Below are 14,665 nucleotides of genomic sequence, written 5' to 3'. Positions count from 1 at the left end.
TCCCGTAGGCGCGGGCCGTGTGCCGCCGCGGGCCGTGTGGAGCCATGACCGCCTTTGGTCGTGGCCTTGCTGGGGCCGCGACCGCCTTTAGCCCCCAAATCGCGCCTGACGGTCGAGCTTTGTGCATCTGGCGCGCTACAGACGCGCGGATTGCACAAAGTGCGCCGTCGGCAGCAGGTTTGGGGCGTAGAGTCGGTCCCGGCGTCGCCTGGGGGCGTGCCTGGGCGGGGTGCGGCTGGCAGACGCCGGCCGCAGCGGGCAACAGGCCGCGACGTTCGCCATTGCATGCCGAGATGAGGTAGGAAGCGGATCGGGAGCGCCGCTGGCCTGATGAGCACGCCCCGGGCACCGCAAGAATCCCTGCCACTCATGGCCGGGTCGGTCAATGGCCTAGACTGGCCGGTCGCATGGCGCAGCAGAAGATCACCGTCGGCGTGGCGGGCCTGGGCTACTGGGGACCGAACCTGGCACGGAACTTCGCCGGGCTTGAGGATTGTGAGCTGCGCTGGGTCGCTGACCGCTCGCCGCAGGCGCGCGAGCGCGCGGCGCGGCAGTTCCCGGGGGTGCGTGTCGGCGAAGACCTGGACGCGCTGCTGGCCGACCCCGAGCTCGACGCGGTCGTGCTCGCCACCCCGGTCCCCGACCACGCCGCCCACGCGGTGGCGGTGCTCGAGGCCGGCAAGCACTGCTTCGTCGAGAAACCGCTGGCGCAGTCGGTGGCTGATGCGGAGCGTGCGGTGGCCGCGGCGCAGCGGTCCGGGCGCCAGCTGATGGTCGGCCACCTGCTCGAGTACCACCCGGGGGTGCGCAAGCTCAAGGAGCTCACGGACGGCGGCGAGCTCGGCAGGATCTACTACATCTACGGCAATCGCCTGAACCTCGGCAAGCTGCGCGCCGACGAGAACGCGCTGTGGTCGCTTGGTGCGCACGACGTCTCGGTGGTGCTGGCGTTGGCCGGGGAGGAGCCCAGCGAGGCCGTGGCGCACGGTGAGGCCTACGTGCGAGCGGGCGTTGAGGATGTCGTCTTCTGCTACCTGCGCTTCCCGTCCGGGCTGGCCGCACACCTGCACCTCAGCTGGCTTGACCCGCACAAGGAGAGGCGTTTCACCGTGGTCGGCGCGCAGCGGATGGCCACCTTCGACGACATGGCGGTCGAAGGCAAGATCACCGTCTACGACAAGGGCTTTGATGAGGCGCCGGCGGGCTACGGTGAGTGGGTCACGCGCAGCGGCGGCACCTACTCGCCGCGGTTGGACAGCGTCGAGCCGCTGCGCCTCGAGTGCCAGGAGTTCATCGACAGCATCCGCGAGGACCGCCCCGCCCGCTCCGACGGGGCCAGCGGCCTGCGGGTGGTGCGCGTGCTGGAGCGGCTCGAGAATTCTCTGAAGTCGTCTGCGCGAGCCGATGGCTGAGGTCTCGCCGGCCGCCCACGTCGACCCCAGCGCCGAGTTGGGCGAGGGTGTCGCGGTGGGGCCGGGGGCGGTGGTCGGTGTCGGCGCGGTGCTCGGCGACGGTGTGAGCGTCGGCGCGGGCAGCGTCGTGCACGCCGGCGTGGTGCTCGGTCCCGGCTGCCTGGTTGAGGAGCTGGTGGTGCTCGGCAAGCGTCCGCGCCTGCGACGCGGCTCGAGTGCGGCGGCCGTGGAGCTGGCGGCGCTCGAGCTGGGGGCCGAGGTGACGGTCTGCTGCGGCGCGGTCGTCTACGCGGGCGCGGTGGTCGGCGCCGGGGCGATCATCGGCGACCAGGCGCAGGTGCGCGAGGGCTCGCGGGTGGGTGCGCACTCGGTGGTCGGTCGCGGGTCGTGTGTTGACTTCAATGCTGTGGTCGGCGAGCGGGTCTCGATCCAGACCGGCGTCTACGTGACCAGCTGGGCGCTTGTCGAGGATGACGTGTTTCTCGGCCCGGGCGTGCTGATGACCAACGACGACACGATGGGCCGGCACCCGCGCGGCGAGCGGTTGGACGCGCCGGTCGTGCGGCGGGCGGCACGCGTCGGCGGGGGTGTCGTGCTGGTGCCGGGGGTGGAGGTCGGGGAGGAGGCGTTCGTGGCTGCGGGGGCGGTGGTGACCCGGGACGTCGCGCCGCGCGCGGTGGTGCTCGGGACGCCTGCGCGTCTGCACCGCCTTGTGCAGGACGCCGAGCTGCTTGAGCACTGGCGGCACTGAGCCGGGGTCCTACCATCGAGAGGGATGGTCAAACAGGAGCCCGTCACCGACGTCGCTGATCCGCGCTGGCTGCGCGCGATCTCCCACCCGATCCGCGTGCGGCTGCTGGCGATGCTGGAGGAGGAGGCGGCAAGCCCGGTCGTTCTGGCAGCCAAGCTCGAGCAGCCGCTTGGGACGATCGCCTACCACGTCCGCACCCTCTACGAGCTCGGGCTGCTGAAGCTGGTGAGCACCCGTCAGCGCCGCGGCGCGACCGAGCACTACTACCGGACGGTCGCGCGCCCGGCGCCGTCGCCGGAGTCCTGGCAGGGGCTCGACGCGATCTCCAAGCAGCGCGTGCTGACGGCGCTGATCAACACGGCCACAGACCACGCCAACCGGTCGGCTGCCGCCGGCGGTTTTGACCCCGTCGAAGCGCAGCTCGAGACCCAGGCGCTGACGCTCGACCGTGAGGGCTGGGAGGAGCTTGCCCGGGAGGCCCGGAGCTGGATCGCCAGGGCGCAGGAGATCGAGCGTGCTGCCGCCAGCCGGCTGGAGGAAGGCGCAGCATCCAGCGGCGCAGAGGCGCGCGAGCCGGCGCTGCGGATCGGGCTCACGCTGATGCTGTTTGAGGCGCTGGCGTTCAGCGCCGAGCGCGCGCCGCAGGCCTCCCGTTAATTGTTCGTCAACAACCGGCTCGGGTTTCGCACTTTTGCGGCGCGGGGCGGCTTAGCGCGTAGCTGGCGGGGGTGATCACGGGCCGGCTGTAGCGGGGGTGGTGGCGGTCGTTGGCGAGAGGGTGGAGAAGGAGCATCGGCGGCTTGCGCGAAAGCGGTTGCTGTCAACATAACCCGTCCGTCGCGGCCAAGGGGAGGCACGCTGCGCGGCTTCTCTTGGAGGCTGCCGCCGATGCTCTGCGTCCCATCTTCGCTGAACGAGCTGCTTGTCCTGTTTGAGTCGTGTTTCACCCGTCCGACGTTTGAGACGTTCTGTGCGCTGGTGGTGGGGCAGGTCTCCCAGACCCGGTTGCGGTGCGTGACCGGGATGCTGGTCGGCGCGCGCTTGTCCGGGGTGTGGCATCACGCCCGCTGCCATCGGTTCTTCGCAAACGCCCGTTGGTCAGCGGATGAGCTCGGGTTGCGGTTGGCGGTGCTGATCGTTGAGCGCTTCACAGAACCGGGTGCGAGCGTGCTGGTCGCGGTCGATGACACGCTGCTGAAACGCAGGGGACGCCGGATCCACGGCACCTTTTGGCATCATGACGCGACCGCCAACAGCCGCTCAGGCTCGGTCGCCTGGGGGAACAACTGGGTGTGCGCCGGGATCTGTGTCAAGCTGCCGTTTCTGGAGCGCACGGTCTGTTTGCCGGTTCTGTTCCGGTTGTGGCAGCCGCGGCGCAAACAGTTTGTCCAGCAGCACAAGCCCGATCCTGAGCGGCCCGGGAAGGTCACGCTGGCCAGGGAGCTTGTCTGCCTGCTTGCCACCCGGCTACCCGGCCGGATGATCGACGTGGTCGGTGACAGCGCCTACATCAGCCAGGCGTGGCGTGGCGTTGGGGATCATGTGAGGATCACCAGCCGCCTGCGTGTGAACGCCACGCTCTATGCCCCCGCGCCGCCACGCACCGGCAAACGCGGCCGGCCACGCGAATGGGGAGAGCGGCTCGCAACGCTCAAGCAGCTCGCAACCAGCCCGGCCACCAAGTGGGCTCAAGCGACCGTCCGGCGCTACAACAAAACCGAGACCCTCCAGCTGGCCGAGATCAACTGCCTATGGGAGCCGCTGGGTTCTGAGACCCCCGTCCGGGTGATCCTCGTCAAAGACCCCGCCAAGCCCTCCGGCTACCAGATCGCGTTGATCACCACCGACCCGAGCGCCACGCCCGCGCAGATCGTTGAGCGCTACGCAGACCGCTGGCCGATCGAAGTCGCCTTCCAGGACGGCAAAGAGATCTTCGGGATCGGCGATGCCCGCAACCGGACCGAGAAAGCCGTGCAACGGACCGTCCCATTCCAGTTCCTGGCGATGGACCTCACGACCATCTGGTACGCCATTTACGGACATCACCCCGACATCGTCACAGAGCACCGCGCCCGCGCCCCCTGGTATGTCTCCAAGACCACCCCATCATTCCAGGACATGCTCGCCAAGCTACGACGAGTGATCATCGCCACCCAATTTCAGCCACAACAGGCCCGAACGCCCACAACCCGAGAAATCAGCGCAGTCCAGCAAGCATGGGCAGCCGCCGGCCTATGAACTGCGAAACCCGAGAACCGGACGTGTCCTATTCATACCTCGTTTATGCCCGGTGCCGTAGGCTCGGGTGCGGAAGCGAACGAGAGGGGCCCCGCCGGCGTCGGAACCGCAGCCGGCTGCGGTTGCGACGCGAGCCGTGAGCGCCGCGGATAGGAGAGACAGATGCGGATGCGTGCGAGGATGCGTGTGCTGGCCATGTTCGGGCTGGCGGTGTCAGCGCTGCTGGGTTGTGCTCTGGCTGGCTGGCCGGGCTCGGCTATCGCCTCGGGCGCGACGCCGACGCCGCTCGTCGCCGCGTTCGACAACGTCGGGATCAGCGCCCCGGGTGGCCCTGCCGCCAACTTCGACGGCAACGGCGATGGCTACGTCGCCTCCGGCCTTGCTGCAGACGGCCTGGTGCCCGGGCGCACGCTGCTGCACGACGGCCTGCGGATCACCTGGCCGCAGGCCAGCGCCTCAGGGGCCGACAACGTGGTCTCAGACGGTCAGAAGATCGCATTGTCAGGGACCGGCAACACGCTGGGTGTCGTCGCCGCCGTCTCCTATGCGGGCGCCAACAGCTATGGCGGCAGCTTCACCGTCACCTACACCGACGGCAGCACCACGACCGGGACGCTGGACTTCGGCGACTGGGCCGACAACAGCCCCGTGGCGGGCACCGACCTGCTCGCGACGGCGTCGGGCACCGGCAGCGGTTTGAGTGCGCCGGTCGCGCTCTACTACGGGTCGATCGCGCTTGACCCGGCCAAGACGGTGGCGTCGGTGACGCTGCCCAGTGTGAGCGCCAAGGCGGCGCCCAACGTTCCGGCATTGCACATCTTCGACCTCACGGTCGGCACCGTCGCCGGCACGGTGGCCGGTGCGCCAGGCTCGCTCTCCTATTACGACCTTGGCCGCAAGGACTGCGTCGGCACGGCCGCCGACACGGAGTCGAAGGTCTGGTACACGGTGGCCGACGGAACCCTCTCGGATGTTTACAGCCCGACGATCGACAACACCAACGTCAAGAGCCTTGACCCGATCATCACCGGTAGCGCCGCCGGCAACGCCTTCACCGATCTGCAGCCCAGGGATATGACATACACGGTCAGCCAGCTCGGCAGCACCGGCATGGCCTGTCGCGTGATCGCCCTGCCCAAGGCCTCCGACCAGCACTTCGCGATCGTCACAGACTTCGTCACGAGCCCTGCGACCGATGCCGTGGTCATGCACGTGAGCCTCGTCCGGCTGCCGGGCGCGGCGAGCAACCTGCATGTGTATCTGCGCTTCAACCCGCTGCTGAACGGTCATGGCGGCGGCGGCAGCCAGAACGTCGGCGGCGAGTCGGCAACGATCGTCAACGGCGGCCGCTTCGGGCAGATCCCGCTGGCCTACTCCACCAACTCCTTCACCGATGCGCTGAACCGCACCTATGCCCAGCCGATCTACTCGGCGCTGGCTGCCAGCTCGCCGTTTGCCGCCGTCGAAAATGGCTTTGTCGGCTCGCAGACAGATGGACTGACGGAACTGGACAACGGTCAGCAGCTGACGAGCACGGGCGCCAACGCCAACAACGGCAACGTCGCGCAGACCGTCGAGCTGAGCTTTGCGGGTCGCTCGGGCGGCGCCGGCTTCCAACCCGACCAAGGGGCGTTGGGAAGCTATCGGGCCGGCGGAACCAGGAATGGGCGTGGCGCGATGATGACGGCCGGCTATGCCCAGGTGACGCCCGCGGGCATCGCCGCCGCGGTGGCCGCCAAGTCGGGTGACGCGGTCACGGCAGCAGACGTCGCGAGCGCCACCGTGGCGCTCGGTTTTGGCGCCAACGAGGGTGGCGCCGTGCAGGCTGCCGAACGCAGCGCCACCACGCCGTTCCCGGCCACGTTCAATCAGTATCAGCACCAGTGGCTCGTCTACGACGCAGAGTTGCACGGCCCACCAACGAGCGTAGCCGGCGACAGCGCTGGCGAGAGCCCGAACACGCTGGCGCAGGCCTACTGGCTGAGCGCGAACGTGATCAAGGCCAGCGAGGACAAGACGTTCATCGGCGACACCGCCGCGTCGCTCGCCAGCCCCTGGGGGCAGGCTGTGCCAGCCGGGAACGGCAACGGCAGTGACCATCTGGCCACGTACTTCGGCTCTTACCGGGAGGTCTTCCCGCGCGACGCGTACGAGACCTTCACTGGCTTTCTGGCCGACGGCGACCTGCGTACGGCGCGTGCGATGGTCAGGTTCTGGTTTGACAACCTGCAGCTTCCCAACGGCGCATTTCCCCGCAATGGCCTTGTCAACGGCAAGGCGGCGCCCGACACGGGTGGCCTGCAATTCGACGAAACCGCTGATCCGATCCTCGCCGCCTGGCAGGCCGGTCTGGCCCCAGACCGCTCGCTGTACCTGAACCACATTCGTCCGGCCGCGGACTTCCTGGTGGCCAACGGCCCGGAGACGACCGGCAGCGTCGAGCGCTGGGAGGAGCAGACCGGCTACTCGCCCTCGACGATGGCAGACGAGGTGGCGGGGCTCGTGGCGGCTTCAAAGATCGCCGCCGTGCAGGGTGACATGGCCTCGGCAAGGGTCTTTGCGGCCACCGCGGACAACTTCCGCAACCTTGTGATGGCAACGACGATCACGAGCGGCGGCTCCAGCGTCACCGGCCAGGCTCTGGCCGGCCCGTACTTCATCCGGGTCAGCAAGAACGGCAACCCGAACAGCGCCTACGACTACACGCTCGGCAACGGCAACGCACAGAGCTATGACCAGCGCAGCGTGATCGACCAGGGGTTCCTGGAGCTCGTGCGCCAGGGCGAGCTGGGCGCCGCCTCACCGGCTGTGCAGAACACGCTCGCGATCGCCTCCCAGCCTGCAAACGGGGCGGGTATAGACGTGAGCATCCCGTCGGTGGGGACCGGGGTGCTGCGCTACACCGGTGACGGTTACGGCGACTGCTACCCGGCCAGCAACGACGTGAACGGTCTGGCTCCCGACCTGTCGCCCGCCAACCAGAACTGTCCAGGGACAGGCGTGCCCTGGGCGTTCCAGGACACGGGTACCGGGCACCCATGGCCGGTGCTGTCGGGTGAGAACGGCGAATATCAGATCGCGGCGGGCAACACTCCGGCTGCCGTAGGCGACCTGAACTTCATGCTGAAGACGGCATCGGGCGTCGGGCTCGTGCCCGAGCAGGTCTGGGATGACCCGAGCGTACCGGCCGGTCCTTACCCGGTCGATACCGGTGCGAGCGTCGTGAAGAACGGCGCCGGCACCGACCCGGCGTCGATCGCCGACCCGCAGAGCGCGTCGATCGGGTTCGTCACCGGCCAGGCCGACGGGTCGGCGGCGCCGTTGACCTGGGCACAGGCGCAGGAGCTGCGGCTGATCGTGGACCTCGGCTCGGGGTCGCTCGTCGACCAGCCGTCGATCGTCGCCCAGCGCTACGCGGGCGCCGGTGACACGTCTACCTCCCAGACACCACTGTCTGTGACGGCCCCGCTGGCGGTGAGCGGTGGCAACGTCCCGGCCAACATGGTGCGGCCTTCGGCTCCCGTCGATGGCACCAGCACGACCATCACCGGCACCACCACCCCTGGAGCCACGGTCGATGTGGCCGTAACCCCCGATCCGGATGGCTCGAGCACCACCACGGCCAGCACCGTAGGCGCGACGACGATCACGACCGTCACTGCGGACCCCGTCAGCGGAGCGTTCTCCGTGCCGGTGACGCTCGCGGCCGGCGCCAACTCCGTCGCGGTCACGACGACCGCCAGCGACTCCCCCGCGGGCACCAATGAGGCACTGTTCACGTTGGTTGACGTGCTGCCCCCCGGAACGGTGGTGCTGAACGCTTCCGCCGGGGTCGGTGGCGGCAGCGGTCCGGGTACCTACGCTTACCCCACCAGCACGCCTTTCCCGCCGGACACCTTCAAGCTCGACGGCATGCTGGTGGTCAACGGCCCCAACGCAACCAGCACCATCCAGGTTGAGATCGCGAACATGCAGTCGATCTACGGTTCGCTGCTCGGCGGCCAGCTGCTTGACCTCTACATCCATGCCCCCGCCTCAGCGGTCCCGGCCGGCGAGCTGCAGTCAACGGCCGGAGCCACGGCGGACAACACGACCGGCGGGCCGTTTGATAACTACGGCATCGCGCCAGCGGCGGCCTGGAACCAGCTTGTGCAGGTGGACGGGTTCGGCAACGACCTCTGGGTAACACCGGGGTCAAGCAGCGGCGGGATCGCGGGCGCGACCAGCCTGGGGGCTCCGCAGGTCAGCTTCACGCAGCTCGCTCCGGGATCAAACGGCGAGACCCCGGGCCTGGTTGACATCACGCTGCCCGACTCGGTGCTCGGAACCCCCGGCCCCGGATGGACCTTCACGCTCACCATCGCCGGGCAGAACGGCTTTGCGGGCACAGACCTGCGCGGTTTCACCGCCACGCCGGGCGGCTACACCTTCGGTGTGTGCTCGGTCCAGACTGCCGCACAGGCCAACCCGCCCGCCATTTGCGCCGAGAACCCGAACAACGTGCCCGACGTGATGGACACGATTCCGCCGCTTGCGACCGACTCGGTGCCAGCGGAGCTCTCGCCCGGACCGGGGGGCAGCGACCCGGTCCTGGCCGGGCCGACGATCAGCGCCGGATAGCTCTACGCGGCGGCGCGGGCGCCGTAGCCCTGCATGCTGCGGCCGGCCTGCGTCCAGATGACCTGCTCGCGAGCGGGTCCGACGCTGACCAGTGCGATCGGTACACGCACGAACTCCGAGACGTAGCGCAGGTAGTCACGCGCGGCCGCCGGTAGATCCTGCTCGCTGCGACAGTCGCTGATGTCCTCGCTCCAGCCGGGAAGCTCCTCGTACTCGCCGACCGAGTGGTGCAGCACGGTCTGGTGGTAGGGGAAGTGGTCGGTCTCAAGGCCCTCGTCGGCTCGGTAGCGGGTGGCGACGCGCAGCGTCGGCTGGCCCGAGAGCACATCGAGCTTGGTGATCACCAGGGCGCTCAGCGAGTTCAGCCGGGCGGCGTAGCGCAACGCCACCAGGTCCAGCCAGCCGACTCTGCGTGGGCGCCCGGTGGTGGTGCCGAACTCGGCGCCGCGCTCGCGCAGCTCCTCGCCGAGGGCGTCGTCGAGCTCGGTCGGGAACGGGCCTGCGCCGACGCGCGTGCTGTATGCCTTGGTGATACCCCAGACCTCGGTGATGTCGCGGGGTCCGACACCCGCGCCGATCGTGGCCGAGCCGGCGATCGGGTTCGAGGAGGTGACGAACGGGTAGGTGCCGTGGTCGATGTCGAGCAGGGTCCCCTGCGCGCCCTCGAAGACCACCAGCTCGCCATCGTCCAGACGCTCGAGCACCAGCCTGCTGGTGTCGGCGATGTACTGCTTGATGCGGTGCCCGTAGGTCAGGTACTCCTCGGTCATCGCCTGCAGGTCGAGCCTGGGATCGCGCGCGAACTCGCGCAGCGACAGGCGCTTGGGCTCCATCGCCGCGACGATCTTCTTCTTGAGGATCTTCTCGTCGAGCAGATCCTGTACGCGGATGCCGAGTCGCGCCGCCTTGTCGGAGTAGCAGGGGCCGATGCCGCGGCGGGTGGTGCCGATCTGCAGCTTGCCCAGCTTGATCTCGCCGGCGTGGTCAAGCAGCATGTGGTAGGGCATGATCAGGTGCGCGTTGGCCGAGATGCGCAACGCGCTGGTGTCGATGTCGCGCCTGCGCAGGTCGTCCAGCTCGTCGGTGAGGATCTTCGGGTCGATCACGACCCCGTTGCCGATCACACAGAGCTTCCCGGGGTGCAGGATGCCCGACGGCATCAGGTGAAGCTTGTAGGTGACGCCCTCGTGGACGATCGTGTGGCCGGCGTTGTTGCCGCCCTGAAAGCGGACCACGGCATCTGCGCGCTCGGCGAGCAGGTCGGTGATCTTGCCCTTCCCTTCGTCTCCCCACTGGGCGCCGACGACCACGATTCCAGGCATTTCTTCTTCAGTGTACGCGCTGGCGGCCCGTCAGGCGATGCGCAGGTCCAGCCGGTGGTCGTGGCCCAGGAGCGGCAGTTCGTCGCACATCTCGGTCAGGCGCGAGACGGTGCGTTCGGTGATCTGCTGACAGAGCGTGTCGCGGTCCATGATGTTTGTGGTGATCACCACGGCGCGCTGCTCCTCGTAGCGCGCGTTGATGATCGAGTAGAGCTCCTCGAGCACCCAGGGCGTTGTCTGTTCGGCGCCGATGTCGTCGATGTGCAGCAGGTCCACGGCGACCAGGCGCTCCAGCAGGTCGTTGTGAGAGCCGGTGTCGAAGGTCTTGCGGATCTGACTGAGCAGCCCCGGCAGCGAATAGCGCGCGGCGGAGCGCCCGGCATCGAGCGCGGCCTTGGTGACGATCATCGCAAGCGTCGTCTTGCCGGTGCCGACCGGGCCCATGAACCAGAGGCCGCGACCGGCATCCAGGTTGGCGTCGATGCGGCTCACGTAGCGGCGCGTGGCGGCGACGACCTTCGCGTCGATCTCGGTCACGGGGAAACGGTCAAAGTCCACGTCGCGGTAGCGCTCAGGGATCACCGCGGCCAGCCCGCGCGCGCGGTTGCGGGCGATCATCTGCGGCCGGCAGGCGCAGTCGCGGGCGGTGTTGGTGGCCTCGTCGTAGAGGAAGCCGGAGCCGTCACAGATGCCGAGCGCGCAGGTTGCCATCGTCTGCTCAACCAGCGAAGTGCGGTGGCGCGTAGTTTGAGAACTTCGGGTACTGGCTCTGGAAGGTCAGTGTGACCTCGCCGACCGGGCCGTTGCGGTGCTTGGCGACGATGATGTCCGCCTCACCGGGCCGGGTAGACTCGCGGTTGTAGTACTCCTCGCGGTAGATGAACATCACCAGGTCGGCGTCCTGCTCCACCTGGCCGGACTCGCGCAGGTCCGAGAGGATCGGCTTCTTGTCGCCGGCGCGCTGCTCGACGTTACGGCTCAGCTGCGACAGCGCGATCACCGGAACCTTGAGCTCGCGGGCAAGGCTCTTCAAGCCGCGGCTGACCTGGCCGACCTGCTCGACGCGGCTCTCGACGCGGCCCTCGTGGCGCAGCAGCTGCAGGTAGTCGATCACGATCAGCCCAAGCCCGCCACGCTCCTCGAGCTGATGGTGCAGGCGCCGAGACTTCGCGCGGATCTCGAGCACGCTTGTGTCGCTCGAGTCGTCAACGTAGAGCGGCGCCTCGGAGAGGCGCCCGGATGCCTCGAGGATCTTTGGCCAGCGTGTCTCCGCGACCCGTCCGCGGCGCAGATCATCGCCCGGGACCTTCGCCTGTGAGGCGACGAAGCGCTGGGCCAGCTCGGACTCCGACATCTCCAGTGAGAACAGCGCGACCGGGAAGCCCGCCAGTGCGGCGTTCTCGGCGATGTTGCAGACCAGCGCCGACTTGCCCATGGAAGGGCGCGCGGCGAGCACGATCAGGTTGCCGGCCTGGAAGCCGCCGGTCAGGTCGTCGATGTCGCGGAACCCGGAGGGGGTGCCCGTGAGCGGGCTCTTCTGGTTGGAGCGGTGGTGCAGACGGTCGGTCTCCTCGTGCAGCAGCTCGGAGATCGGGCGGATCGCGCGGCGTCGCTCGTCGTGGGCGACCTCCAGCATCGCTCGCTCCGCCCGCTCGACCAGCTCGCGCGGCGACGCGGCCCTGCCCATCACGTCGGCCTGGATCTCGCGCGTGGCCTCGAGCAGCGCCCGCAGCTGCGCCTGTTCGCGCACGATGCGGCCGTAGTCGCGCGCGTGGCCCGAGGCCGGCACCCAGGCGACCAGCTCCTCGACCACGTCGGCTCCGCCGATCTCCTCGAGCCGGTTGTTCTGGCGCAGTTGCTCGGCGACCGTCAGGTGGTCGATCTTCTGGTCGTGGTTGTAGAGCTCCAGCATCGCCTGGAACACGGCCGCGTGCGCCCTGCCGTAGAAGTGTTCGGGGCGCAGCTGCTCGTCCACCAGCAGCGCATGCAGGTGTTGCTCGTCGAGCAGCACGGCACCGAGCACCGACTTCTCGGCGGTCGGGCTGTGCAGGGTGGGGCTGGCGGGTGCGGTTGCGCTCATGTCGCGGTGGGGGTACTCACGGGCCGGCGGTCAGCCAGCGCGCTCACCGGTCGCCCGGCGGGTCGCGGTCGCTGGAGCGCCGCGCAACAACGATAGGCTGCGCGCAGGCGTCACGCCTGCCGAGAAGCCGCATTCAGCGATGGATTGTGTGCCGGCTCGGCGGCGGCGGCGAGTATGCGCGGCCGCCGCCCTCAGGCGGCTACGACCATTGTCTTGATCGTGGCCGTGACGCCCTCGGCGACCTCGACCTTGACCATGTGCGTGCCGACCGTCTTGATCGGATCGTCGAGCTGAACCTTGCGCTTGTCGATGCGGATGCCACGTGCGTCGCGGATGGCGTCGACGATGTCCTGACTGGTGACTGAGCCGAACAGGCGCCCGTCGTCGCCGGCCTGCTGCGGGATCGTGAGCACGGTCCTGCCGAGCAGGTCAGCGTTCTCACGCGCGCGGCCGACGGCCTCGCGTGCAGCTCGCTCCGCCGCCTCATGACGTTGCCTGGCCGCTTCCAGTGATCCCTGGGTGGCGGTCTCAGCGAGCTTGCGCGGAACCAGATAGTTGCGCAGATAACCGCTCGAAACCTCGACGACCTCGCCCTTCTCGCCCAGCGATTCGACGTCGGCGAGCAGAATTGCCTGTGGCATCAGTACCTCCAGAAGGTCCGCGCGAGCGACCCGCTGCTAGCGCTCACGGTCGCGGTCACGTCCACCGCGACCCTCGCGATGGTCGCTACCACCCTCGGCCACGTATGGCAAGAGGGCTAACTCGCGCGCGCGTTTGACCGCGCGCGCGACCTGGCTCTGATGCCGGCGGCAGGCGCCCGTGATGCGCCGAGAGCGGATCTTGCCTCGATCTGAGATGAAGCGCCGCAGCAGCGACACGTCCTTGTAGTCGACCTGTTCGACCTTGTCGCGGCAGTACGGGCAGGGCTTGCGCCGGCCCGATGAAGGACCGCCCTTCCTGTCACGCCGGCGAACCGGCCGTCTACGCTGCTTTGCCACTGGGCATCACCTATCGAAGTCTTTATTGCTGATCGGTCGCCAGCGATCAGAACGGGATATCGTCCTCGGCGACACCGCCGCCCATCGGTGTGGTGACGAAGTCCGCGGTATCGACGGGAATATCGCTCGCAACAGCGCTTGCGCTGCTTGCAAAGCCGTTCCCGTTACCGTTCGGAGCTTCGTTACCGCCACCGAGGAACTGCACGGTCTCAGCGATGATATCGACAGCTTGACGCTTTTGCCCCTCGGTCTCCCATTCACGCCAGCGTAGGCGTCCGTCGATCGCGACGCCACGCCCCTTGGAGAGGTAGCGCTTGCAGTTCTCGCCCTGCTGCCCCCACACCGAGACGTTGAAGTAATTGGGGTCGTCCTCCCAGTTGCCTTCGGCGCTCCGCCTGCGGCCGTTGCAGGCCACACGCAGCTCGCAGACGCTCGTGCCGCTCGGCAAAGTGCGGAGCTCGGGATCTCTCGTGAGGTTCCCGGTGATGATCACTCTGTTGATGTTGCCCGCCATGTCGGGCCTCCTTTCGACGGTTTCGCCAGGTCTTTCAGGCGAGTCTAAGCGCGGTACGGACGGCGGCCTGGCCCAAGCCGCAAACTGGCACAGATTCGTGACAGTCTCGCTGCAGACGACCAGAAGCGAAGGGGCCCGCGAGCGTCATCCACCGTAAAGCGGCGCCCACGAAACGGTTGAGCCGAGTCCGTGCGACTCGGGTCCAGGGTCAGCGTCGCGCTCAGGCCGCTTCGTCTTCGCTTGCTGCGACCGCGGTCGCCCCGGCGAGGATCGGCGGCGGGCTCTCCGGCGCGGGCGGCGTGCCCGGCAGCACCTTGATGATGCGGAAGCGCAGCACCTGGTCGGCGATCCGCAGCGTGTGCGACAGCGCCTCAAGCAGTGCTGGCGGGCCGGTGAACTGAATCAGGTAGTAGTCCGCGTCGCTCTGATGGTTGATGCGGTAGGTGGTCGGGCGCTGACCCCAGCTCTGCTTGAGAGCCACGGTGCCGCCGCCGGAGGCGATCATCGCCTCGACCTCTTCGACGAGGGTTCCGCGCGCCTGCTCGTCAGCCTGTGCCGAGAGCAGCAGCACGAGGTCGTAAAGGATGGGATCTTTGGACATGGTGAAAGGCCCGCGCTCGCCGTCAGATCGGCTCCGGCCACCGGGCGAGCTGCGAATATAGCAACGCGCCGCGCACGGGAGCGTGCGGCACTTAGTCTAGAGGAGGAAGCTGAGGTGTTTTCAGAGCGC

Annotated in this window: 12 protein-coding genes; 5 read left to right on the top strand and 7 right to left on the bottom strand. The window is 68.4% G+C overall.

Annotated features, from left to right (window positions below; genetic code table 11):
- The first annotated feature begins 407 nt into the window (after positions 1–407).
- From M3M54_RS10980 to M3M54_RS10960, 5 genes are all read left to right on the top strand, one after another.
- Positions 408–1,412: a Gfo/Idh/MocA family protein gene (locus tag M3M54_RS10980; RefSeq protein ID WP_249019090.1), complete on the top strand. Its 1,005-nt coding sequence runs from the start codon at positions 408–410 to the stop codon at positions 1,410–1,412.
- Entirely contained in the window at positions 1,405–2,163 is a 759-nt protein-coding gene (locus tag M3M54_RS10975; protein WP_249019089.1) for an N-acetyltransferase, read from the top strand. The genes M3M54_RS10980 and M3M54_RS10975 overlap by 8 nt, the downstream gene beginning before the upstream one ends.
- A 24-nt stretch (positions 2,164–2,187) precedes the next feature.
- Positions 2,188–2,820, top strand: a complete 633-nt coding sequence (locus tag M3M54_RS10970) for a transcriptional regulator (protein WP_249019088.1) — start codon at positions 2,188–2,190, stop codon at positions 2,818–2,820.
- A 231-nt stretch (positions 2,821–3,051) separates the two neighbouring features.
- A complete protein-coding gene (locus M3M54_RS10965) occupies positions 3,052–4,401 on the top strand; it encodes a transposase (RefSeq protein WP_249019087.1) in 1,350 nt (449 codons plus the stop codon).
- Positions 4,402–4,563: 162 nt separating this feature from the next.
- Positions 4,564–9,021 carry a glycoside hydrolase family 15 protein gene (locus M3M54_RS10960; protein WP_249019086.1) on the top strand — a complete coding sequence of 1,486 codons (4,458 nt, stop codon included), beginning with the start codon at positions 4,564–4,566 and terminating at the stop codon, positions 9,019–9,021.
- Between the two features lie 2 nt (positions 9,022–9,023).
- On the opposite strand, the gene M3M54_RS10955 is transcribed toward M3M54_RS10960, so the two are convergent.
- From M3M54_RS10955 to rpsF, 7 genes are all read right to left on the bottom strand, one after another.
- Positions 9,024–10,343: an adenylosuccinate synthase gene (locus tag M3M54_RS10955; protein WP_249019085.1), complete on the bottom strand. Its 1,320-nt coding sequence runs from the start codon at positions 10,341–10,343 to the stop codon at positions 9,024–9,026.
- A gap of 30 nt (positions 10,344–10,373) precedes the next feature.
- Positions 10,374–11,054 carry an ATP-binding protein gene (locus M3M54_RS10950; protein ID WP_249019084.1) on the bottom strand — a complete coding sequence of 227 codons (681 nt, stop codon included), beginning with the start codon at positions 11,052–11,054 and terminating at the stop codon, positions 10,374–10,376.
- Between the two features lie 7 nt (positions 11,055–11,061).
- Positions 11,062–12,423 carry a replicative DNA helicase gene (gene dnaB / locus M3M54_RS10945; protein WP_249019083.1) on the bottom strand — a complete coding sequence of 454 codons (1,362 nt, stop codon included), beginning with the start codon at positions 12,421–12,423 and terminating at the stop codon, positions 11,062–11,064.
- 191 nt (positions 12,424–12,614) lie between these two features.
- The gene (rplI, locus tag M3M54_RS10940; RefSeq protein ID WP_249019082.1) at positions 12,615–13,064 is read right to left on the bottom strand and encodes a 50S ribosomal protein L9; all 450 of its coding nucleotides are present in this window, start codon (positions 13,062–13,064) and stop codon (positions 12,615–12,617) included.
- 36 nt (positions 13,065–13,100) lie between these two features.
- Entirely contained in the window at positions 13,101–13,421 is a 321-nt protein-coding gene (rpsR, locus tag M3M54_RS10935) for a 30S ribosomal protein S18 (RefSeq protein WP_249019081.1), read from the bottom strand.
- 46 nt (positions 13,422–13,467) lie between these two features.
- Positions 13,468–13,935 (bottom strand): single-stranded DNA-binding protein, encoded by a 468-nt coding sequence (locus tag M3M54_RS10930; RefSeq protein WP_249019080.1) that lies wholly within the window; start codon positions 13,933–13,935, stop codon positions 13,468–13,470.
- A gap of 220 nt (positions 13,936–14,155) precedes the next feature.
- Positions 14,156–14,536, bottom strand: coding sequence for a 30S ribosomal protein S6 (gene rpsF / locus M3M54_RS10925; RefSeq protein ID WP_249019079.1), 381 nt, complete (start codon positions 14,534–14,536; stop codon positions 14,156–14,158).
- Positions 14,537–14,665 lie beyond the last annotated feature (129 nt).

Origin of the sequence: Conexibacter sp. S30A1 (assembly GCF_023330665.1) — a bacterium.
Lineage (GTDB): Bacteria > Actinomycetota > Thermoleophilia > Solirubrobacterales > Solirubrobacteraceae > Palsa-465.
The sequence above is the reverse complement of the archived record's forward strand: the minus strand, read 5'-3'. Positions and strand labels throughout refer to the sequence as shown.

Bases quoted from the DNA above. Each gene is read 5' to 3' on its own strand.
- M3M54_RS10960 (WP_249019086.1), top strand. From the start codon at position 4,564: ATGCGGATGCGTGCGAGGATGCGTGTGCTGGCCATGTTCGGGCTGGCG.
- M3M54_RS10970 (WP_249019088.1), top strand. From the start codon at position 2,188: ATGGTCAAACAGGAGCCCGTCACCGACGTCGCTGATCCGCGCTGGCTG.
- M3M54_RS10930 (WP_249019080.1), bottom strand. From the start codon at position 13,935: ATGGCGGGCAACATCAACAGAGTGATCATCACCGGGAACCTCACGAGA.
- dnaB (WP_249019083.1), bottom strand. From the start codon at position 12,423: ATGAGCGCAACCGCACCCGCCAGCCCCACCCTGCACAGCCCGACCGCC.
- M3M54_RS10965 (WP_249019087.1), top strand. From the start codon at position 3,052: ATGCTCTGCGTCCCATCTTCGCTGAACGAGCTGCTTGTCCTGTTTGAG.
- M3M54_RS10955 (WP_249019085.1), bottom strand. From the start codon at position 10,343: ATGCCTGGAATCGTGGTCGTCGGCGCCCAGTGGGGAGACGAAGGGAAG.
- rplI (WP_249019082.1), bottom strand. From the start codon at position 13,064: ATGCCACAGGCAATTCTGCTCGCCGACGTCGAATCGCTGGGCGAGAAG.
- M3M54_RS10950 (WP_249019084.1), bottom strand. From the start codon at position 11,054: ATGGCAACCTGCGCGCTCGGCATCTGTGACGGCTCCGGCTTCCTCTAC.
- M3M54_RS10975 (WP_249019089.1), top strand. From the start codon at position 1,405: ATGGCTGAGGTCTCGCCGGCCGCCCACGTCGACCCCAGCGCCGAGTTG.
- M3M54_RS10980 (WP_249019090.1), top strand. From the start codon at position 408: ATGGCGCAGCAGAAGATCACCGTCGGCGTGGCGGGCCTGGGCTACTGG.
- rpsF (WP_249019079.1), bottom strand. From the start codon at position 14,536: ATGTCCAAAGATCCCATCCTTTACGACCTCGTGCTGCTGCTCTCGGCA.